Origin of the sequence: Myxococcus sp. MISCRS1, from assembly GCF_026626605.1 — a bacterium.
In the GTDB taxonomy this organism is placed as follows: Bacteria; Myxococcota; Myxococcia; order Myxococcales; family Myxococcaceae; genus Myxococcus; species Myxococcus fulvus.
Window position 1 is genome coordinate 9024341 of record NZ_JAPNKB010000001.1, and the last position, 21100, is coordinate 9045440.

At 69.0% G+C, this 21100-nt stretch carries 23 protein-coding genes; 20 read left to right on the forward strand and 3 right to left on the reverse strand.

The genetic code is table 11. From position 1 onward, the window contains the following. Nucleotides 1–10: 10 nt before the first annotated feature. Nucleotides 11–1126: an HD domain-containing phosphohydrolase gene (locus tag OWM54_RS36275; RefSeq protein WP_223751691.1), complete on the reverse strand. Its 1116-nt coding sequence runs from the start codon at nt 1124–1126 to the stop codon at nt 11–13. A 237-nt stretch (nt 1127–1363) separates the two neighbouring features. Between OWM54_RS36275 and OWM54_RS36280 the strand changes: the two genes are divergently transcribed. The 5 genes from OWM54_RS36280 (at nt 1364) to OWM54_RS36295 (ending at nt 5531) form a co-directional block, all read left to right on the forward strand. Further along, a complete protein-coding gene (locus OWM54_RS36280; protein WP_223751690.1) occupies nt 1364–2365 on the forward strand; it encodes a dihydrodipicolinate reductase in 1002 nt (333 codons plus the stop codon). 14 nt (nt 2366–2379) lie between these two features. Continuing rightward, complete coding sequence (locus OWM54_RS36285) at nt 2380–2829, forward strand: MaoC family dehydratase N-terminal domain-containing protein (protein ID WP_046714763.1); 450 nt, start codon at nt 2380–2382, stop codon at nt 2827–2829. Beyond that, nucleotides 2829–3518: a MaoC family dehydratase gene (locus OWM54_RS36290; protein ID WP_223751689.1), complete on the forward strand. Its 690-nt coding sequence runs from the start codon at nt 2829–2831 to the stop codon at nt 3516–3518. The genes OWM54_RS36285 and OWM54_RS36290 overlap by 1 nt, the downstream gene beginning before the upstream one ends. 170 nt (nt 3519–3688) lie before the next feature. Beyond that, nucleotides 3689–4252: an acyl-CoA dehydrogenase family protein gene (locus OWM54_RS43310; protein ID WP_324289166.1), complete on the forward strand. Its 564-nt coding sequence runs from the start codon at nt 3689–3691 to the stop codon at nt 4250–4252. Then, nucleotides 4155–5531 (forward strand): acyl-CoA dehydrogenase, encoded by a 1377-nt coding sequence (locus OWM54_RS36295; RefSeq protein WP_324289191.1) that lies wholly within the window; start codon nt 4155–4157, stop codon nt 5529–5531. Before OWM54_RS43310 ends, OWM54_RS36295 begins: the two co-directional genes overlap by 98 nt. Before the next feature lie 140 nt (nt 5532–5671). Here the strand turns inward: OWM54_RS36295 and OWM54_RS36300 are convergent, their stop codons facing one another. Next, nucleotides 5672–6121 carry an ExbD/TolR family protein gene (locus tag OWM54_RS36300; protein ID WP_267700361.1) on the reverse strand — a complete coding sequence of 150 codons (450 nt, stop codon included), beginning with the start codon at nt 6119–6121 and terminating at the stop codon, nt 5672–5674. Nucleotides 6122–6140: 19 nt separating this feature from the next. Continuing rightward, nucleotides 6141–6860: a MotA/TolQ/ExbB proton channel family protein gene (locus tag OWM54_RS36305; protein WP_267700362.1), complete on the reverse strand. Its 720-nt coding sequence runs from the start codon at nt 6858–6860 to the stop codon at nt 6141–6143. A 43-nt stretch (nt 6861–6903) separates the two neighbouring features. On the opposite strand from OWM54_RS36305, the gene OWM54_RS36310 reads away from it, so the two are divergent. The 15 genes from OWM54_RS36310 (at nt 6904) to OWM54_RS36380 (ending at nt 21080) form a co-directional block, all read left to right on the forward strand. Beyond that, a complete protein-coding gene (locus OWM54_RS36310; RefSeq protein WP_223751685.1) occupies nt 6904–7734 on the forward strand; it encodes a DUF4292 domain-containing protein in 831 nt (276 codons plus the stop codon). A gap of 60 nt (nt 7735–7794) precedes the next feature. Continuing rightward, nucleotides 7795–8556 carry a general secretion pathway protein GspE gene (locus OWM54_RS36315; protein ID WP_141324748.1) on the forward strand — a complete coding sequence of 254 codons (762 nt, stop codon included), beginning with the start codon at nt 7795–7797 and terminating at the stop codon, nt 8554–8556. Between the two features lie 9 nt (nt 8557–8565). Then, a complete protein-coding gene (locus OWM54_RS36320; protein WP_141324749.1) occupies nt 8566–9549 on the forward strand; it encodes a general secretion pathway protein GspE in 984 nt (327 codons plus the stop codon). Then, nucleotides 9546–10571, forward strand: coding sequence for an ABC transporter ATP-binding protein (locus OWM54_RS36325; RefSeq protein WP_267700363.1), 1026 nt, complete (start codon nt 9546–9548; stop codon nt 10569–10571). Before OWM54_RS36320 ends, OWM54_RS36325 begins: the two co-directional genes overlap by 4 nt. Continuing rightward, nucleotides 10568–11623 (forward strand): ABC transporter ATP-binding protein, encoded by a 1056-nt coding sequence (locus tag OWM54_RS36330; RefSeq protein WP_267700364.1) that lies wholly within the window; start codon nt 10568–10570, stop codon nt 11621–11623. Before OWM54_RS36325 ends, OWM54_RS36330 begins: the two co-directional genes overlap by 4 nt. Next, complete coding sequence (locus tag OWM54_RS36335; protein ID WP_141324752.1) at nt 11592–11999, forward strand: DUF2085 domain-containing protein; 408 nt, start codon at nt 11592–11594, stop codon at nt 11997–11999. The genes OWM54_RS36330 and OWM54_RS36335 overlap by 32 nt, the downstream gene beginning before the upstream one ends. Nucleotides 12000–12084: 85 nt before the next feature. Then, a complete protein-coding gene (locus OWM54_RS36340) occupies nt 12085–12714 on the forward strand; it encodes an RNA polymerase sigma factor (RefSeq protein WP_223751681.1) in 630 nt (209 codons plus the stop codon). Continuing rightward, a complete protein-coding gene (locus OWM54_RS36345; protein WP_267700365.1) occupies nt 12711–14150 on the forward strand; it encodes a zf-HC2 domain-containing protein in 1440 nt (479 codons plus the stop codon). Before OWM54_RS36340 ends, OWM54_RS36345 begins: the two co-directional genes overlap by 4 nt. Before the next feature lie 96 nt (nt 14151–14246). Further along, the gene (locus tag OWM54_RS36350; RefSeq protein WP_141324755.1) at nt 14247–15233 is read left to right on the forward strand and encodes a TadE/TadG family type IV pilus assembly protein; all 987 of its coding nucleotides are present in this window, start codon (nt 14247–14249) and stop codon (nt 15231–15233) included. Nucleotides 15234–15248: 15 nt separating this feature from the next. Next, nucleotides 15249–17306, forward strand: a complete 2058-nt coding sequence (locus OWM54_RS36355) for a TadE/TadG family type IV pilus assembly protein (protein WP_223751679.1) — start codon at nt 15249–15251, stop codon at nt 17304–17306. A 20-nt stretch (nt 17307–17326) separates the two neighbouring features. After that, nucleotides 17327–18487 (forward strand): TadE/TadG family type IV pilus assembly protein, encoded by a 1161-nt coding sequence (locus OWM54_RS36360; RefSeq protein ID WP_223751678.1) that lies wholly within the window; start codon nt 17327–17329, stop codon nt 18485–18487. Continuing rightward, nucleotides 18456–19268: a hypothetical protein gene (locus tag OWM54_RS36365; protein WP_223751677.1), complete on the forward strand. Its 813-nt coding sequence runs from the start codon at nt 18456–18458 to the stop codon at nt 19266–19268. Before OWM54_RS36360 ends, OWM54_RS36365 begins: the two co-directional genes overlap by 32 nt. Next, nucleotides 19265–20086: a hypothetical protein gene (locus tag OWM54_RS36370; RefSeq protein WP_141324758.1), complete on the forward strand. Its 822-nt coding sequence runs from the start codon at nt 19265–19267 to the stop codon at nt 20084–20086. Before OWM54_RS36365 ends, OWM54_RS36370 begins: the two co-directional genes overlap by 4 nt. Then, a complete protein-coding gene (locus OWM54_RS36375) occupies nt 20083–20307 on the forward strand; it encodes a hypothetical protein (protein ID WP_046714745.1) in 225 nt (74 codons plus the stop codon). The genes OWM54_RS36370 and OWM54_RS36375 overlap by 4 nt, the downstream gene beginning before the upstream one ends. Next, entirely contained in the window at nt 20304–21080 is a 777-nt protein-coding gene (locus tag OWM54_RS36380) for a hypothetical protein (protein ID WP_223785398.1), read from the forward strand. The genes OWM54_RS36375 and OWM54_RS36380 overlap by 4 nt, the downstream gene beginning before the upstream one ends. Nucleotides 21081–21100 lie beyond the last annotated feature (20 nt).

Here is a 21100-nt window from a genome sequence, read left to right on the forward strand (position 1 = left end):
CGGCCGTCGCTCAGGCGCCGCTCGCGCGGGCGAGCGGTGCGGGGACCCCGAGCGGGTGGCTGCGCCAGCGCTGGTTCTCCTCCTCCTCGAGCTGCTCCACCTGGTGGCGGATGCGCTGCCACTCCGTCTCCGGGATGCGCAGGAACGCATCCGCCAGGTTCGGGTCGAACTGGGTGCCCGCGCAGCGGCGGATCTCATCCCGCGCCACGCTCATGGGCCGCCCCTTGCGGTAGGGCCGGTCGGAGGTGATGGCGTCCACCGTGTCGGCGATGCAGAAGATGCGCGCGCCGATGCTGATGTCCTCGCGGGACAGCCCCTGGGGATAGCCCTTGCCGTCCCAGCGCTCCTGGTGCTGCAGGACGATGAGCGCCGCCTCGTGCAGGTAGGGCATCTTCGCCATCATCCGGTAGCCGAACTCCGGGTGCTTGCGCATCTCCACCCATTCGTCCGGCGTCAGCGGCCCGGGCTTGAGCAGGATGGAGTCGCGCACGCCAATCTTGCCGATGTCGTGCAGCAGCGCTCCCTGCTCCACCACGTCCAGCGCGGCGCCCACCAGCCCCACCTCCTCCGCCAGCCGACGCGAGTACAGCGCCACCCGACGCGAGTGCCACTGCGTCTCCGTGTCGCGGTAGTCCAGCGCGCTGATGAGCCCGTCCAACAGGCCCGTGGTGCGCTCCACCACCCGACGCTCCAGGTCCTGGTTGATGGCCACCAGCTCCGCGTTCTTCTCCGCCACCTCGCGCGTCAGCCGCTCGTTGGCCTCCACCAGCCGGTAGTGCTCCACGGCCTGGCGCACGCTGCTCGTCAGCTCGCTGAGCGACCACGGCTTGCCGAGCAGCCGGAACACCTCGCCGCGGTTGACCGCCTCGGACGCGACGCGGAAGTCCGCCGCCGCCGTGAGCATCAGCCGCACCGCCCTCGGGTTCTTCTCCCTCAGGGCGCCCAACAGCTCGATGCCGTTGAGGTACGGCATCATGAAGTCCGTCAGCACCACGCAGAAGCCCACCTCGCGCGCGGCGAGCGCGGGGTCGCTGTGCGTGACGACGTCATAGCCTTCCGTCTGGAGGATCCGGGAGAGCGCGGCGAGGATGAGCACGTCGTCATCCACCACGAGGATGCGGTCCATGTTGGAGGGTCTCCGGGGGATTTTGGGCCTGTCTTTCTTTATACAGCCTTGTCGCGCACCCAAACAGGGCCCCCCGACGGTTTTGCGCGCGCAAGCCCCGGAAATCCTTGAAGGTTCTCGCATTGCGCAAGATGCGCGGAACCAAGTGATGCTTGCCTGCCCGCCAAGGTGTGATTTATGGTGCGCGGCAAGGCTGCGTTTCAGCGCTAACCCCTTGGAATCCTGGAGCAATCTCCGATGGCTAGAGCCCCAGCAGGGCCGGTGCCGGTGGTCGTGATGGGGCTGGGATTCATCGGGCAGGAGATTGCCAAGGCATCCCTGTCCAGCCCGGAAGTGGAATTGATTGGGGCCGTGGATACCCATCCCTCCCTGGTCGGTCGCCCCTTGGGTGACGTGCTGGGAGGTCCCGCGCCCCGCGTGAAGGTGGTGGACTCGCTGGAGAAGGCGGTGGGCCGGCGCAAGGGCGTGGTGCTGCTGCACGCCACGGGCTCACGGCTGCCGCAGGTGATGGAGCAGCTGCTCGAGGCCATCAAGCTGGGCCTGCCCGTGGTCAGCACCTGCGAGGAGCTGGCCTTCCCCTATCTCAACCACCCGGAGCTGGCGGACAAGCTGGACCAGGCCGCGCAGCGCGCCGAGGTGGCGGTGCTGGGCGCGGGCGTCAACCCGGGCTTCATCATGGACCGGCTGGTGGCCACGGCCGGTCAGGTGTGTGGGCCCGTGCGGCGCGCCACCGTCACGCGGGTGGTGGACGCGCGCACCCGGCGTGAGGCCCTGCAGCGCAAGGTGGGCGCGGGGCTGACCGAGGAGGAGTTCTTCGAGTTGGTGGATGGTGAGCAACTCGGCCACGTGGGGCTGGTGGAGTCGGCGGCACTCGCGGCATTGGGGCTGGGGTTGGATTGTGATGACTACGAGGAAGAGGTAGCCCCCGTCTTCGCCGAGGAGGACATCTCGGGCGGAGCGTTCGCGGTGAAGAAGGGACGGGTGGCGGGCATGTTCCAGTCGGTGGTCGGGTTGGAGGACGGGCAGGAGCGGGTGCGGCTGGAGCTGACCATCGCCGTGGGGGCAGAGGACCCGAAGGACCGCATCGAAATCGATGCGGACCCTCGATTGGTGCTGGAAATCCCGGGGGGAGTGGCGGGCGACCGGGCCACCGCGAACGCGCTGGTGAATGCCGCGCCACGCTTGACGGCCGCCGAAGCTGGGCTCCTCACGGTGCTCGAGCTTCCGGCCGGACGCTAGTCAGGAGAGGGATAATGCTGGACAAGAATGCGATCGGCCGTGCCTCGCCGCCGACGCTCAACGAAGTGGAGAAGGGTGCCATCCGCCGCTTCGCGGAGGCCATCGGCGACTACAATCCCATCTACTACGACGAGGAGTACTCTCGGGCCTCCGGTTACCCCACCATCATCGCGCCGCCCACCTTCCCCGCGTCCTTCCATTCGGCCGCGGACCTGAGGGAACTCTTGGGGGTGGGCATCAAGAGCCTGCTCCACGCGGAGCAGGGCTTCGAGTACGAGCGCCCCATCTTCGCCGGAGACCGCATCTACGTCTCCACGCGCGTGGCGGACGTCTCCGAGCGCCAGGGCCCGTCGGGGAAGATGGACATCGCGGTCATCGAGGACGAAGGCCGCGACGAGGAAGGCAACCTGGTGTTCCGAGCCCGCCGGACGCTCGTGGTCCGCGCCACCAAGGAGACCCCGTGATGCCCGCGCGCAAGCTCTACTTCGAGTCCATCCGCGTCGGGGACGAGCTGCCCGCCCTGGCCAAGGCCCCCGTCGACCGCGTGCAGCTGTCCCGGTACGCGGGCGCCTCGGGGGACTACAACCCGGTCCACGTCGATGAGCTCTACGCCAAGAGCGTGGGCATGCCGAGCGTCTACGCCCCCGGCATGCTGGTCATGGGCATGCTCGGCCAGCTCATCAGCGACTGGGCCCGCGGCGGCCAGATGCGCCGCTACAACGTGCGCTTCAACAAGATGGTCTGGCCGGGCGACACCGTCGTCTGCAAGGGCCGGGTGAGCAACCGCCACGGCACCGGCGGCCGCTACTACGTCGAAATCGACCTGTGGGCGGAGAACCAGCGCGGTGAGCTGGTGATGAAGGGCGGCGCGCACATCCAGCTCTTCTATTCGCTCGAGGACGAGAACCGTCAGCGCTCGGGTCAGAGCCCCATCGTCATCGAGGTGCCCCGCGAGAGCCTCGCGGCCCCCGTGCCCACCCCCAGCAGCACCGGTGGGGTGAGCGAGGCGACGGGCGCCTCCGAGGACGACGAAGGAGACGACGAGGACTCGGACGAGCGTCCGGCCGGCGCCTCCTCCAAGAAGACGGCGCCCCGGGAGAAGCCCGCCGCCAAGACGGCGACGCTTCCCTCGGCCAAGAAGGTCAAGAAGTAGCGCTTTGCAGTCCTGCGGTGGGGGGCAGACGGGTTGCCCCTCAACGCAGGGTGTCATTCAGGGTTGACTCAAAAATCAGTCGCCGCCACACTTCCTGTGTCTCAATTTCGCGCCGCTGACCCGAGGCCCTCCCTGGAGGGTGGGCAGCGAGCCGTCACGCAGGAGTGGCCATGTCCGCCGGCATCAACACCTACAAGACCGACCTCCGAGAGATCTTCTTCACGTTGTTCGAGCAGTTCGGCTTCGGCCAGGTGGCCGGTCAGGCGCCGTACGACGCCTGGGGCCCGGACGAGGCGAAGGCGGTGCTGTCGGAGACGTACCGCTTCGCGCGCGAGGTGCTCGGGCCCCTCAACTCCGTGGGAGACCGCGAGGGCTGTCGGGTGGAGAACGGCTCCGTCTACACGCCCACGGGCTTCAAGGACGCGTGGAAGAAGCTCTACGAGCAGGGCTTCAAGACGGTGGCGGTCAGCCCCGAGCACGGCGGCCAGGGCGCGCCGATGATGCTGCAGGTGACGGTGGAGGAGCTGCTGTCGGGCGCCAACACGGCCTTCAACATGTACCCGGGCCTGTCCTTCGGCGGCCGAGGTCATCGCGGAGTGCGGCACGAAGGAGCAGCAGCACCTGTTCGTGGAGCGCATGCTCAACGGCACGTGGGGCGGCACCATGTGCCTCACCGAGCCGCACGCCGGCTCCGACGTGGGCGCGGCCAAGTCCACCGCGCGCCGCAACGGTGACGGCACGTACAACATCAAGGGGACGAAGATCTTCATCTCCGGCGGCGACCACGACATGGCGGAGAACGTCATCCACCTGGTCCTCGCGCGCATCGACGGCGCGGCGCCCGGCACCAAGGGCCTGTCGCTGTTCATCGTCCCCAAGCTGCGCATCGGCAAGGACGGCAGCTCGGGTGCGTCCAACGACGTGTCGGTGGGCTCCATCGAGCACAAGATGGGCATCAACGGCTCGGCGACCTGTGTGCTGAACTTCGGTGAGAACGACGGCTGTCTGGGCGAGCTCGTCGGCACCGTCGAGCACGTCGGCATGAGCCAGATGTTCAAGATGATGAACGGCGCGCGCATCGCCGTGGGCATCCAGGGCGTCGCGCTGGCGAGCGCCGCCTACTACAACGCGGTGGACTACGCGAAGGACCGCAAGCAGGGCTCCCACTTCACCAAGTGGAAGGACCCCACCGCGGCGCGCGCGGCCATCATCGAGCACCCGGACGTCCGCCGCATGCTGCTGGACATCAAGGCCCACGTGGAGGGCATCCGCGCGCTCATCATCAAGCTGGCGCACCACCTGGACAAGGCGCGGCAGCTGGCGGGCAAGGACGACGAGGCGGCCACCTACCACAAGGGCCAGGTGGAGCTGCTCACCCCGCTGGTGAAGTCCTACGGCTCCGACCAGTCCTTCCGCCTGTGCTCGCAGGCCATCCAGGTGTACGGCGGCGCCGGCTACATCCAGGACTATCCGGTGGAGCAGTACACGCGCGACTCGAAGATCTTCTCCATCTACGAGGGCACCAACCACATCCAGGCCATGGACCTGGTGGGCCGCAAGCTGGGTCAGGCCGGCGGCGCGCACTTCCAGCAGTTCATGGGTGACGTGGGCGCCTTCGTCGAGGCCAACCGCGAGCACGCCGTGTACGGCGAGGCCGTGAAGATCCTGGCGAGCGCCCAGGAGGCGCTGATGTCCAGCGCGATGACGGTGTTCGGCTGGTCGCAGGACGGCGGCAAGTTCCCGCTGATTCCGCTGTCCGCCAACCGCTTCCTCAACATGATGTCCGAGGTCGCCGTGGGCTGGCTGCTCCTGGACGCGGCGCTCATCGCGGAGAAGGCCAAGGCGGAGCTGTCCGCGGACCACCCGGACCGCGCCTTCTACGACGGCAAGAAGTACAGCGCGCTGTTCTACGCGCGCAACGTGCTGCCCAACGTGGAGCAGGCCGCGCGCCTCATCGCCCTCGAGGACACGTCCCCGATGGAGATCACCGACGCCGCGTTCGCGTCCGTCTGAGCGGGGAAGGCTCGCTCCTGGAGTCGAGGCGCCCCACGTGAATGGGGCGCCCGCCTGAAACACTCGAGGCCACCCTGGGGAGCCCAAGCTTCCCCGAGGTGGCCTCGATGCTTTCCAGCGGTGTGCCGTGGGCTGGCGGGTCAGTCGCCCTCGCGCACGCCGATGGCGAGCTGACCCAGGCCGGCCTTCTTCGCCAGCTCCATCACCTGGACGACGGTGCCGTGGGGCACGCCCTCGTCGGCCTGGACGATGACGACGGTGTCCGGGTCCTTCACCTTGGCCGCGTCGAAGGACTTCTGCAGCTCCTCCTGGGTGACGACGTTGCCGGCGAGCACGAAGCGGCCGTCGGCGAGCACCGCCACCGACAGGTCCGTCGTCTTCGCGGTGACGTCGGCCGCGCCGCCCTTGGGCAGGTTCACCTTGAGGCCCGCCTTGGCGCCGCCTCCCGGGCCCTGCTGGACGATGACCGAGCTGGTCACCATGAAGATGATGAGCAGCACGAGGAAGATGTCGGTGAGCGGGGTGATGTTGATCTCCGCGAAGACGCCTTCATCGCCGTCGTCGGACCCCGGTGTCTTGCCCATGGCCATGGTGCGTTCCTTCCGGGCGTCAGGCCGGCTGCGAGTCGGCGCGGGAAGCGGCCGGGGTGTCGGTGCGGGGCGAGGGCTCCGGAGGAGGTCCCCCCGCGGCGCGCTCCTTGAGCAGCTCCGCGAACTCGTCGCCCATCAGCCGCAGCTCCACCAGCACGCGCGACAGCCGGGCCTGGAAGTAGTTGTAGAAGACCATGGCCTGCACGGCGACGAGGATGCCGACGGCGGTGGCCACGAGCGCCTCCGAGATGCCCGTCATCACCGCGGCGCTGCCGCCGGTGCCGCCCGCCTCCACGTCCAGGCCCAGGTCCTTGAACGAGCGCATGATGCCCGCCACGGTGCCGAACAGGCCCACGAAGGGGGTGATGGAGCCGATGGTGGCGAGGATCCACAGGTTGCGCCGCAGCTTGAGGCCCACCTGCGCGCGCTCGCGCTCCACGGCGGCCTCCACGCCCGCACCGCCCGAGCCTCGGCTGCGCTCCCAGCGGTCGAAGCCCGCCAGGAAGATGTCGGCGGCCACGGAGTCGGAGCGTTCGGCCGCGGTGCGGGCCGCGGCCACGTCGCCTCGCAACAGGTGCTTGCTGACCGCCTCGCCCAGCAGGCGCGAGCGCTCGCTCACCCCCCAGAGGGCGATGATGCGCTCCACGGCGACGACGAGCGCGGCAACGGAGGCCAGCAGCAGCAGGGCCAGGGTGACTCCGCCCAGGCGGAGGTAATGCAGGATGTCGTTCAGGCTCATTGGTGGGTGACCCGGCAGGGCGCCATGGCCCAGACTAGGACATATGAACCGCGCAGCCGTCGCAATCTTCCTGGGAGTGCTCTGTTCGGGTTGCCCCAAGCGCATCGAGTTCGGCCCCGAGGGCCAGCTCACCGATGCCGAGGTCGTCTACGAACGGGTCCGGGCGAACCAGGAGAACGTCGTGACGCTGGAGGGGGACGCGAAGCTGCGCGTCGAGTCCCCCCAGCAGAGCGGCACCATCGGCATGTTCCTCGCCGTTACCCGGCCGGCCTTCCTGCACCTGGAGACGTTCGACTTCTTCAACCGGCCCCTCGCCTCCCTGGTGGGGGACGGCTCGCGCTTCGGCCTGTACCAGGCCCAGACGCATACCTGGTACCAGGGGCCGGCGAGCCCCGAGAACGTCTCGCGCTTCCTTCCCGTCGTCCTGCCGGGCGAGGAGCTGGTGGCCATCCTCCTGGGCCAGGTGCCCCTCATCCCACCCGAGCGCAAGACGCTGGAGCTGGACACGAAGGAGGGCGTCTACGTCCTCACGCTCCACCGGGGGGCGGCCACCCAGGTGCTACAGGTTCACCCCAAGTACTTGCGCGTGGTGCGCAGCCAGGTGCGGGGCGTGCCGGGGTACGACCTGGCGTTCGACGACTTCCTGGAGCAGGGCGGGCTCATCTTCCCGGGCAAGGTGGAGCTGGAGGCGAAGCAGGCACAGACGAAGCTCCAGGTGCGCTACCAGCAGATCAAGCTCAACGCCCGGCCGGACCTGACGCTCTACGAGCTGGTCCCGCCGGAGGGGGCCAAGGTCGTCGAGGTGGATGACTCCGGGCGTGAGCAGCCCGTCGGTCCCCCCGAGTCGCCGGCACCCCCGGCGCCGGGTTCCTGACCGGCCAGGCACGGAAGAAGGAGCGCGACGGCTGGACTCGGGTAGAGTGGCCCCCACGACATGGCACAGATCAAGCTTGGAGAATTGCTGATCAAGGCGAATGTGCTCCAGGAGAGCCAGCTCAAGGCCGCGCTCGCCGAACAGGCGAAGTGGGGCGGCAAGCTCGGTGAAATCCTGGTGCGGATGAGCCTCGTCTCCGAGGACATCCTGGTGCGGGCGCTGTCCAAGCAGCTCGGCATGCCGGCGGTCAACCTGGACGCGGTGCAGGTGGTCGCGCCGCACGTGAAGGCGAAGATTCCGGCGCAGACGGCGCGCGACTTCTCCGTGCTGCCGCTGCAGCTTCGCGACGAGGGAAAGACGCTGGTGGTGGCGATGTCGGATCCGCTCAACGTGCGGATGCTCGACGAGCTGCGCGCCGTGACGAAGTGCCGCATCATCCCCAACGTCGCCGGCCGCACCTCCATCGCCCGGGCGTTTGCTCGCATGTACGAGCAGAACATGGAGCTGGAGGACGCGGACACCAACTTCAAGGTGGTGGACGCCCAGGGCCGCACGGTGGTGAAGAACCTCAAGGACCTGGACCCGGCGGCGGCCGCTGTCGCCTCCGCTCCGGCGCCCAAGCCCGCTCCCGCCGCGCGCCCGGCACCGCCGGTCGCGGAGGCCCCTCGCGCGTCCTCGGGAGGTGGCAGTCCGGCGGACCTCCTGCGCAGCGTGGAGGAGGTGCAGCGCAAGGAGGTGGCGGCCCTGAAGGCGATGGTGGAGCTGCTCATCGAGAAGAACGTCTTCTCCCGCGATGAGTACCTCGCGAAGGTCAAGCGGTAGCTCTGCCTTATGCGCAAGAAGATTGGCGAGCTGCTCGTCGAGTCGGGCGTGGTGACGGCGGAGCAGGTGAGGGTGGCGCTCGGGCAGAAGGGCGCTCCGGGGAGCATGCGGCTGGGCGAGGTGCTGGTGGCGCAGGGGGCGTGTGCGCCCATCCATGTTGCCCGGGCGCTGGCCGTCCAGCACGGGCTGCCCTTCATCGAGCTGCCGGATGAGATCGCGCCAGCGGTGTCGTCACTGGTGTCGTTGGACTTCCAGGCCGAGCACCGGGTGCTCCTCTTCCGGATGGAGGTGGAGGGCCGCAGCGAGCGCGTCCACGTCGCCGTGGAGGACCCGGGGGATTTGACGTTGGTGGATGAGCTGCGCTTCCAGCTCCGCAAGCAGGTGCGGGTCTTCGTCGTCGCGTCGGACGACCTGGACACCGCGCTGGCCCGGGCGCGGGGAGAGCCGCTGGACATCGTCGAGGCGGAGCCGCTGTACGAGGAGGAGGGCGCAGGTCCTCTCCCCGTGGCCGCGGGAACGCCACTGGAGTGGGAGATGCCGGAGACGCCGAAGCCCCCCGCAGCGAGACCGCCCCCCGCCGCCGCTCCCGCGGCCCGTCGTCCCGGGACGCCGCCGCCTCCGCCCGCCGAGGCCCTGGGCGGCGCCGGGGGCGACTCGCTGGATGACCTGCTCGGCGTGAAGCCTCCGCCGCCCCGGCCTCCGCCGCCTCCCGTGCTCGAGGCCGACGACGGCAAGCCGCGCGTCCCGGTGGTGATGTTCGGTGGCGCGGCGAAGGGCTCGCAGCCCGCGCTGGCGCTCACGCCCACGCCGGACTTCTCCGACGACGACCTGGCCATCCTGGATGACCTGGAGCGCATGTCGCGGGGCGACGAGGCGGTGCTGGACACGGAGAAGGTGAAGCCCGCGCGCATGGTGGCCAGCCTCATCCGCCTGCTCATCCGCAAGGGGCTCATCCAGGAGGTGGAGTTCCTGGAGGAGCTGGCGAAGAAGTGACCTCCGTCGCGTCGCCCTCGGCGGAGGGGCCCCTGCTGGACGTCCGGGGCCTCACCGTGGAGCTGTCGCGGGAGGAAGGCCCGGTGCGCGCGGTGGACGGTGTGTCCTTCGCGCTGCCTCCTGGTGGCACGCTGGGCGTGGTGGGTGAGAGCGGCTGCGGCAAGAGCCTCACCGCGCTGTCCGTGCTGCGACTCGCGCCCCAGCCTCCCGTGCGGGTGGCGGGCGGCGAGGTGCTCTTCGAGGGGCGCGATCTGCTGACGCTCCCGGAGGAGGAGCTGCGGCGCGTGCGGGGACGCCACGTGGCCATGGTGTTCCAGGAGCCGATGACGTCGCTCAACCCCGTCTTCACGGTGGGCGAGCAGATTTCGGAGGGCGTGAGGCTGCACCTGGGCGCCTCGCGCTCCCAGGCCCGCGAGCGCGCGGTGGAGATGCTGCGTCAGGTGGGCATCCCCGCGCCCGGCGAGCGGGTGGATGCGTGGCCTCATCAGCTCTCCGGCGGCATGCGGCAGCGGGCGATGATTGCGATGGCGCTGGCGTGCGACCCGTCGCTGCTCATCGCGGACGAGCCCACCACCGCGCTGGACGTCACCATCCAGGCCCAGATTCTCGACCTGCTCAAGCGCCTGCAGGCCGAGCGCGGCATGGCGGTGATGCTCATCACCCACGACCTGGGCGTCGTCGCGGAGAGCTGCGACACGGTGGTGGTGATGTACGCGGGGAAGGTGGTGGAGCACGCGCCGGTGCGCGAGCTGTTCGCCCATCCGGCCCATCCGTACACCGCGGGGCTGTTGCGCTCGCTGCCCGCGCTGGGCGGCGAACTCGACGCGAATGCTCGCGCTCCCAGGCGGAGACTGAGGGCCATCCCCGGCATGGTGCCCGCGCTGGGGCGACTTCCCTCCGGCTGCGCCTTCCGCGAGCGGTGTGAGCGGGCCACCGAAGAGTGCGCGCGCGTGATGCCGGTGCTCGAGCTCAAGCGCGGCTCGCAGCGCGCGGCCTGTCATCATCCGGTGCCCGCGCCATGAGCCCCGTCGAGCCGCTCCTCCAGGCGAGGGATGTCCAGGTGCACTTCCCCGTGCGCACGGGCGTGTTGCAGCGCGTGCGCGGCGCGGTGAAGGCGGTGGACGGCATCAGCCTGGACGTCTTCCGGGGCGAGACGCTGGGCCTGGTGGGGGAGAGCGGCTGTGGGAAGAGCACGCTGGGGCGCGCGCTGTTGCGACTGGTGGAGCCTACCGCGGGCTCCATCCGCTTCGACGGGCAGGAACTCACCGGCTTGTCCCAGCGCAGGCTGAGGCCGCTGCGTCGCCGGATGCAGCTCGTCTTCCAGGACCCGTATGCCTCGCTCAATCCGCGCATGACGGTGCGCGAGCTGTTGGGTGAGCCCTTCGACATCCACGGCCTGGCGCGTGGTCCGGGAGAGAAGGAGCGCGAGGTGCTCGCGCTGCTCGACGCGATGGGCCTGCCGCGCGAGGCGTTGGGGCGGCTTCCCCACGAGTTCTCCGGTGGGCAGCGACAGCGGCTGGGCATCGCCCGGGCCATCGCGCTGCGCCCGGACCTGGTGGTGGCCGACGAGCCCATCAGCGCGCTGGATGTCTCCATCCAGGCGCAAATCGTGAATCTGCTGGTGGACCTGCAGCGCGAGCGCGGGCTCACCTATGTGTTCATCGCGCACGACCTGAACATCGTCGAGCACGTGTCCACGCGCGTGGCGGTGATGTACCTGGGGCGCGTCGTCGAGCTGGCCCCTTCGGACAGGCTGTATCGCCGACCGCGCCACCCCTACACGCAGGCGCTGCTCGCGGCGGTGCCGGTGCCGGACCCGTCGCGGACCCGGACGCGGCTGTTGGTACCGGGCGAGCCGCCCTCTCCGCTCGCACCGCCTCCTGGCTGCACGTTCCATCCGAGATGTCCCCACGCCATCGAGCGCTGTCGACGCGAGTCGCCTCCGCTGTATCCCCTGGACTCGGGGCACTTCGCCGCGTGTTTCCTGGCGGAGGACGCATCCCAGCGGGCTGCTCCCACTCCACCTCCCGGAGGGACCGACGGTGTTCTGGCTCAGTCACCATCACCCGGATGAGTACAACCGCACGTACCTCTTCGGCGGGCTGAGGCTCTGCGCCCGCTGTCTGGGGACCTACCCGGTGATGCTGGCCGGGCTGGTGGCGCTGTTCGTGGCGCGCGCGCCGCTGAGCTGGTCCTGGGACGTGCCCGCCGTGCTGCTGCTCACGCTGCCCGCGCTGGTGGACTGGGCGGTGGGCCGCTTCCGGCCCGCGGCGGGCTCCAACGCGGTGCGCACCGCGACGGGGGTCCTGCTGGGCCTGGCGCTCGCACGCTCGCTGCACGTCCACCTCCAGCGTCCCCTGCCTGGCGTGCTCCTGGCCCAGGCGGCGCTGGTGACAGGGGTCGCGCTGCCTGTCATTCTGGCCACTTACCGGAGACCACGACCGGATTAGACCCTCGCGCGCCGTCGTCCGTTATGACGGCACGGGTTGAGGGTGGGCCGGAAGTGAGCGTGGCTCCACGAGCGATGGGGGAGAGTTGGGACCGGAGACCTCAGACGAGCGCCTGATGCTCGCCTTCCAGGCGGGGGACGCTCGTGCGTTCGAGGCGTTGGTGCGAAGGCATCGGACACCGGTGTTCAACTTCATCCTGCGCTTCGTCGGGCAACGCGCGCGGGCGGAGGACGTGCTGCAGGAGACGTGGCTGAAGGTCGTACGCAGCGCCGGCGAGTATCAGGCGAAGGCCCGATTCACCACCTGGGTCTACACCATCGCGAGGAACCTCTGTGTGGACAGCGCGCGCAAAGAAAGCTACCGCCAGGCCGCGTCCCTGGAGTCGCCGGTGAATGGTGCGGACGGCGAGGACGGCCGGGCGCTCGCGGACGCGCTGCCGGATGGTGGCGCCAGCCCCGAGCGCGGCGCGCACAACGCGCGGCTGCGGCCCCTGTTGGAGCGCGCCCTGGCGGCGCTGCCGGAAGAGCAGCGCGAGGTGTTCATCCTGCGTGAGTACAGCGGCATCCCGTTCAAGGACATCGCCGACGTGACGGGTGTTTCGGAGAACACGGTGAAGAGCCGGATGCGCTACGCGCTGGACGGCCTGCGTCGCCGGTTGGCCGAGCTGGGCGTGGATGGCGACCTCGTCGAGGATGGAAGGACGGTGGTGGGATGAAGCCGCAGAACCTCCATGCTCATGAGGACCGGCTCCTCGACTTCGCCTACGGCGAGCTCTCCACGACGGAGGCCCAGGCGGTGGAGTCCCATCTGCAGGGCTGCGTGCGCTGCACCCAGGCCCTGGACGACATCCGTGGCGTGCGCGTCACCATGTCGCAGCTCTCCGAGGAGCCCGCGCCGGACGCGGGCCTGGAGTCGCTGCTGGCCTACGCGCAGCAGTCCGCGCGCCGGGCCGCGGCGGGCCCCGAACCCAAGCCGTCCCGGTGGCGTCGCTGGTTCTTGCCCGTCGTGGGGCTCGCGTCGGTGGGCACGCTGGGCATCGTCTCGTTCATGGCCGTCTCGCCCGACTTGACCCGCCCCGACCTGAGGCAGGTGGAGGCCCAGGTGAAGAAGGCGGAGCCCACCTCCGTGGACGCCCCTCCGCCGCCCACTGCGGGCATGGCCCCGGCCCCCGCTTCGGCCGCGGCCGCCGCCGCGTACGCGGACTCGGCGCCGGTCGTCGATGGCGAGCTGGCGGAGGACCGGCTCATGCACGAGACCCGGCAGCGCGACGAGTTCGGCGAGCGGAAGAACCAGGTGGCCCGCCGCGCCGAGGACTGGGACCAGAACGGCAGCGGGGGTGGAATCGGCTCGGTGGGCCCTCGCGAGGCTTCCAGGTCCAAGTCGAAGGGCGCCCCTTCGTTGCCCACGGCCTCGCTCCCCGTCACATCGAAGCCCGCGCCGAAGGCCCTGGAGAAGCGCGCTCCCGTGAGCGACGAGCTGGAGGCGCCGCAGGGGAAGGTGGCGCGCCGGGAGCCGCTCCGGCTCGGAGGTTCGAGCGCGGCGAAGAAGGAGTCCAGCGCGGACCTGGACGACAAGTCGTCAGCGGACGTTGCTGCTTGGGAGGAGGCCGAGGGTGCCCCGGCGATGGAGTCCGCCGCGGAGTCGCTGCCCCAGGCCGTCGTCGCCCAGCCGCCGCCCGCACCGCCCCAGGATGATTCCGCCATCGAACGTTCGCTCGCCTCCAGGACGGCTCCGGCGGCCCCGAAGCCTACGAAGCAGCAGGAGGATGCCCTGGTGATGCGGCCCAAGAGCCCCAAGGCCGCCTCGACGGCTCCCGAGGCCGCGAAGGAGGACAAGGCCCGGGGCCCCTCCGTCCGTGAGCTGTCCCTCAAGGCCGAAGCCGCGTTCCGGGAAGGGGACCGGGCCCGGGAGGCGGGTCTCTTGAACCTCGCCCTGAACGCCGGGGCCTCCGGGACGGAGCGCATGGGTCTGCTCAACCGGCTGTGCGATGCCGAGCTCGCCCTGGGACGCCGACGTGAGGGGTTGGCCGCGTGTCGTCAGGTGATCCAGGAATCTCCGGGTTCCAGCGCCGCGCAGGCGGCCCGGCGACGCCTGAGCCGCGAGGCCGACTCGGCCGAAACCCCGGCCGAGCCTGCCCAACCCGCGCCGTAAGCCCGCGCGATTTTTCAATAAATGGGAGGCTGAAACCGTCCGGCGGTGTCCATTTGACCGATGCGTCCCGGAGGCGCTGATCGAGATAATGGCGCCATGGGAATGGAACAGGAAGAGCGGCCGCGAAAGGCGTCGGGCCGTCAATCCGGGCAGGCGGCGGTCGAAGCGGCGATGATCATGCCGCTCGCGGTCTTCATGACGCTGGGCATCATCCAGCTGACGCTGATTCAGCACGCGAAGCTGATGACCGAGTACGCCGCCTACCAGGCCGCGCGCGCCGGCGTCGTGTGGAACGGCAACAACGAGCGCATGCATGACGCGGCCATCGTCGCGCTGCTGCCGACGTTGGGGCGCACCGACGACATCGGCAACTTGGCGAAGACCTTCGCCATCCATCAAATCTACGACTCCGCGATGCGCACGCTGAACTTCGGCGGCGGCGTGGTTCCTCGCACGGTGAACGGCTCGAACCTGTTCGGCCTGATCCGCGTGGACACCATCAACCCGGCGTACTTCACGCCCATCGACACCATCTGGAAGCTGCGCAGCGGCTACAACTGGCAGGAGCTGGACTTCGACGGCGCGGACAGCTTCCCGGAGGTCCCCTCGCTGGAGAGCAACATCCGCAAGTTCTTCAACCTGCCGGAGCCGGACAGCTCCGAGCTCGTCTACCGGAAGGCCACGCGGCTCACCATCCGCCTGCGCTACTTCTACGAGATGAAGGTCCCGTTCGCGAACTGGATCATCTTCACGTCCTGGTACGCGTCCAACGCCCAGGTGGCCCTGCGCGGCGCCATCGACCGCGCGACGCTCGCGCCCCGGGCCAACATGATGTCCGACGGCGGCAACCTCACGCCGCTGGCCGCGATGGCCAAGGGCATCGACCACGAGCAGGGCTACAACTCGCTGTACCCCGCCGAGATGTGGGTGCTCTGGGGGCTCGCCACCGGCAGCATCCCGTTCGTCTCCAGTCTCGTCGGCAAGCGCTACTTCATGCCGCTGACGGCCACCTACACCATGCGCATGCAGTCCAACTTCCACCGGAAGTGGATCATGCACCTCAACCCCGACTGGGGCCTGTAAGAGGACGCACGCACCATGTTCACTCGAATCCTCCGACAGAGCTTCCAGCGCCAGGAGGGCCAGGCCCTCATCCTGGCCGCCTTGATGGTGCTGGTGATGTCCATCGCCGTGCTGACCACGGTGAACATCGGCCACACCGTGCACGAGCGCGTGCGCCTGCAGAACACCGCGGACGCCGCCGCCTACTCGATGGCCGCCATGGAGGCGCGCGCGTTCAACTTCTACGCGTACGCCAACCGCACGCAGGTGTCCCACTACGTGTCGGCCATGATGTGGCACTCGCTCATCTCGGTCATCTACTCGGCCGAGGCGTTCTTCACGGACCTGTTCGGGTTCATGAAGACGCTCAACCCGTGCGCCGGCAAACGCAAGAAGCTGTGGATCGTCTTGTGTCCCATCATCGAAGTGATTCCGTACGTGGGACAGGTCATCAAGGCCGTGAACAAGATCATGACCTTGTACAAGACGGTCTTCCTGCAGCCGTTCCAGCGCATCCTCAAGGCCGCCAACCCCGACAAGTGGTTGGGCAAGTTCCTGATTCCAGCGCATCGGGTGCTCAACGGCGCCATGTACTTCATGTCCCAGGCGGTGATGATGTCCGCGTCGACACACGTGACGCAGACGACGCAGGGCGTGCTGGACGCGAACGACACCAAGCTCAACTCGCTGGCCAGCCAGCTGGCGACGGGCATCTACAGCCAGTGTCTCTTCAGCCAGGCGCACAACTCGCACGCGGGCGGCAAGCCCCTGAACCCTGGCACGTGGAAGAACCCGTTCGGCGCGCTGGACGTGACGAAGTACAAGGCCAACGACGACATCGCCCGCGCCAAGCGCTCCATGGGCGGCATCACCAACGCCACGCGCTACGCGTGTGACCACGAGGGTGGCATCTGCCCCGAGCGCTTCACCACCTCGCGCGAGCTGGGTGACATCCTCCCGCTGCCGGACGCGCTCGGCTTCCTGCGCGACATGCTCAACAACGGCGTGAACGCTCCGGGCCTGATGGAGTTCAAGAAGATGGGGCAGACGCGCATGCTGTCCGCGACGTTCCCCACCGCGAAGAGCATCATGGATTCGCGCAACTACATCCGCGACTGGAACGACAACCTGAGCCCGTGGGGCATGACGGCGCAGGGTGACAACATGGGCGCGGACGACCTGTACTGGCTCAAGCTGGGCCCCGCCGAGGTCGACGTGGGCGTGGGCAAGGCGGACAACCCGCTGTCCTGCAACAACAAGGACCCGTACACGCGCTGCTTCGGTGACAACCGCAAGGGCCTCAACGACAAGGGCGGCATCAAGCTGCCGTACCGTCACACCATGAAGCCCAGCGTGTGGGCGCTCAACGACAAGGACACCGGCAGCGTCAAGGGCGGCGTCCACTGGCGCATCCACTACCCCCAGAACAGCGAGGGGTGGCGCAACCACCGCGCGCCCAGCGGCGCCGAGCGCGAGGTGGGCATCCACCGCGAGAAGGTCTGCGTCCTCCAGCTCGTCGTCTGCTGGTTCAAGGTGGACGTGTACACGGCCAACGTGCGTCCGGCCCAGGACGGCAACCACCCCTGGGGTGGCGTGACACCGTTCATGCACTTCGAGCCCGGTCAGTACTCGGGAAGCACCTGCAACCCGATGGCGAACGCGGCGAACAACGCCATCGCCGAGCGCAAGTTCGACTTCAACCAGCCGTCGGCCTGGGTGGCGCTGAACAAGTCTCCCGAGGACGTGGTGAACAAGGAGAACGCGGACGGCACGGGCTCCAACGCGCCCGCGCTCCTCAACGACGACGGCAAGGTGAAGTTCTCCTTCACCGCGGACTCGGAGGGGCTGGAGATGCTCAACAACCGCAAGAAGTTCCTCAGCCTCACCGAGGGCCTCAACGTCATCTCGCGCGGTCAGAGCTACTACCACCGCCCGGGCAACTGGACCGAGCAGCCCAACTTCTTCAACCCGTACTGGCGTCCGCGCCTGGCGTCCGTGTACCAGGGGCGCAACCAGCTCCCGGTCGTCGGCAGCATGCTGGACGCGCTGCCCGGCGCGCTCCAGGGCTTCGCCCCGAAGGTCATGACGCACTGAGGACCGCGATGAGAGCCCCCATGTCCCGCAAGAGTTTCCGGCGCGGTGCCGCCACGGTCGAGTTCGCGCTCTCCGTGCCGCTCCTCGTCATGATTCTGATGTTCAGCATGTACCTGACGGAGTTGGTCCGGGCGAAGCTGAAGCTCCAGGAGATGGCGCGCTACGCCGTCTGGGAGATGACCAGCTACTCCCTCTCTGACTTCGCCAAGGGCAACCACGACAACGCCTTCGAGGACGCACGTCAGGAGGCGCACACCGAGCTGGTCGAGCGCTACAAGGACATGGACTCGGTGGAGCCCAACGGCACGGTGGGCACGTTCATCGCCCGCTACGGCAACGTGCAGGGCACCATCACCAACAAGGAGATTCCCTTCCTCGAGTCCGGGATGCTGGGCGGTCCCGGCAGCACGGGAGAGGGTGGCGGGCTGGGCGCCGGGGTGATTGGCATGCTCAACTCGGGCGCCGGCTCGGTGCTCAACATGTGGGGCTTCAACAACAAGGGATGGGTCGAGTCCGAAGTCACGATGAACTTCGACAACGTCATCATCCCGCGCAGCTACCTGGACGAGTCGGGGCAGGGCGGCTTCTTCAAGTCGGACACCTTCGGCGGGCAGGACCTGGCGAGCATCCCCATGCGCTCGCGCTACTCGATGTACGCCAACGGCTGGAACATGCCGGACGGCGGCGACGCGGTGGTGCGAGACAGGCGAGCGGGCAACCACCGCTCGGGCAGCGACCCGCACGGCATGCACGTGCAGGTGGGTCGGATGAAGTTCCTGGGCCTGACGCAGGCGCTGGATGGCAGCGTCGGCAGCGTGCTCAGCTTCCTGGGGAGCTTCCTGCCGAACTTCTTCGGCACCTATGTCGTCGCCCGCAACTACGGTATCGATCCCCAGCAGAAGGGGAACTGCAACGGCCTGACGGGGTACGACAGCTCGGCGAGCAGCGGTCTGCACGCGATGCGCGACCTGCTGGACAACGACCGGCCGGACTGCTTCGACACGGCGCCGTTCCGCGATGAGATGACGTACGGGGACAGCAACTACATCAAGCTGTTCATGGCCCGCGGTCCGCACTTCATGGGCTGCAAGAAGGCCATGGCCGACGACCCGTCGGACCCGGACGCCAACCAAGAGGCGACGAAGAAGGATGAGCAGGACAACAAGATTCGCTGCGAGTAGGGCCGCGGCCCTCGGGCTGGTGCTCGGCTGTGCGCTGGGGGCCTTCGGGCCGGCGCGCGCGGCCGAGCAGCAGGTGCCCGTGTATCCGGGCACCGTCCACACCCGCATCGGCAACGACCTGGTCATCGGCGGGGAGTACTACCGCCTGGCCTACTTCACCACGACCGACCCCATGAAGAAGGTGGTGGCCTACTTCGCGCAGAAGTGGCGCGACGAGGGCTACCCCACCGTGGTGGAGGGCGACATGGAGGAGGAGGCCGTCGTCTCCGCGCTCTTCACGCGCGAGGGCCTGCAGCGCGGGGTGGTGCTGCGCATGCACGCGGGCAAGACGGTGGGCTTCACGGCGCTGCGCGATTTGTGGTCGCGTCCGCCGAAGACGCCGCCGCAGGGCCTGGTCAAGCTGGAGGGCACGCTCTACAGCCAGGACCTGGCGACGCGCGACGACCCGGGCGGCTCGCAGAACCGCACGTCCCTGGTGACGGGGGACCTCAACGACGTGCAGCGCCGCGTGGACGCGGAGCTGGAGCGCCAGGGGTTCTCGCCGGTGCGCAGCACGGTGACGAAGCTGGGCGGTGGCACGCAGGTGACGATGGAGCACGCGCGCAAGGGCGAGCAGGTGATGACGACCATCTCCGAGGTGGACGAGGGCATGTCGACCGTCCTCCAGACCTGGGTGGGCTCGGACCGTCCGGACGCGGTGCCCAACGACGACGCGGTCCGCAAGAGCCGCGAGGCCTACGAGCAGGAGCAGAAGGCCAAGACGAAGGGGACGGGCAAATGAGGGCGACGTGGGCCGTCCTGGCGGTGGTGTTGATGGCGGCGTCGGCGCGCGCGGAGGAGAGCCCCGCGGCGCGCGAGGTGATGAACCACCTGACGCGCGGCGCGCGCAACACGCGCGTGGGGGATTGGGTGACGTACCGCTTCGACGGCGGCGCGGGTGGCCAGCGCATCTACTACTGGCGCATGGCGGTGGTGGGGGAGGAGAAGGACAAGCAGGGCCGGGACGCGGTGTGGGTGGAGATGGAGGCGGGCACGCACCCGGCCATGAAGTCGCCCCTGATGCAGATGCGCATGCTGGTGGCGCGCGAGGGCGAGCAGATCCAGTACGACGCCATCTCCCGGCTCTATGTGGGCGGCCCCACGGACCGTCCGCAGGAGTACTCGCAGGAGGCCCTGGACCACGTCATGAAGAAGATGGGGCAGGAGGCCAAGGACGACAAGCTGCCGCACCCGGACGAGGACAAGGAGCCGCTGCCCGCGGGGCTCAAGCCCGTGCTACGCTCCAGCAAGGAGATGCGGGTGATGACGCTGGCGGGGACGGTGTCGGCCGTGCAGATCGAACTGGTCGTGAAGAAGACCGTCGTCAAGCGGATGTGGATTTCCCGCGAGATTCCGTTGATGCAACTGGCGAAGATGGAGATTCCAGGCATCGCCCATTCGATGGAGGTGGCGGAGTACGGTATCGACGCCAAGCCGCGAATGGTGCTGCCGCCTCCGTCCGCCCCCAAGGTCCGCCTGGAGTACGCGGACCGTGTGTTCCCCAACCTGCCCGACATGGACGCGCCGCAGGACGCGGCCCCGGAGGAAGCCTCCCCATGAGCATCCCCAAGACGCAGCGCCGGCGCGCCTCCCAGCGCGGCCAGGCCATGGTCGAATACTCCATCCTCAACTGGGTCCTCGTCGTCGCGCTCATCATCGGCGGGTCGGTCAAGGTCCGGTGGACGGATGACGTGCAGTCGAACGTCATCGACCTGTTCATGCGCTCGTACCAGATCTACTACGACTCGTTTTACTTCGTGCTGAACCTGCCGTTCCCGTGACGGACCGGAGCACGGTGGGGGCGCCGTCCCCCTTGGGACTGAGGCTGGTGCACGCGGCCGCCTTCCTCGCGATGGCGGGGGGCGTGCTGTACGTCTCCGTCCCCGAATGGCGGCACGTCGTCGGCGTCCTCGGACACGCGTTCCATGTCGGCCCCCTGCCGCGCTGGACGCTGCTCGGGGGCTCCGTGGTGGCGGTGCTCGCGGTGCTGCGTCTGGTCTGGGCGCTGGTGCGCGGGCACTCCGCGCCGCTCTGGGCGTCGGGCGCGGTGCTGGTGGCCGTGGTGGGCGCGGTGGCGGCGGGCGACGGGCGGCCCCTGCGCGAGGCTCGCGCCGAGGAGACCGCCAACCTGTCCATCCTCCGCGTGGGGCGCCGGGTCCATCTGACGATGGTGCAGGAGCTCCAGGCGCACGGAGAGGTCCCCACGGAGCGTGGGGACTGGAGCACGGCCCTCGAGGTGGCGGGGCCCGTGAACGACCGCGTGCGCACGCGCGCGTTGAGCGCCGTGCCCATGCGGCTGGAGTGGCTGGAGTCGGATGACGACCGTCCCGCCACGCTCGTGCCTGGAGCGCTGTGGGTCCACGTCACGCCGGACGGAGTGGGCTTCAGCGTGCGCATGGTCGGCCTGCGGGAGGGCGAGCCCGCGATGCTGCTGGATGAGCGGGGGCGGGAATTGATTCTGCGCGGCCTCTACAATCCGGACCTTCCGCCCATGCAGCAACCCTCGGCGTCGCCCCTCGAATCGCCGCATCCTTCGCACACTGCTGGACACTGACGCGTTCCTTGCGCGTCGGT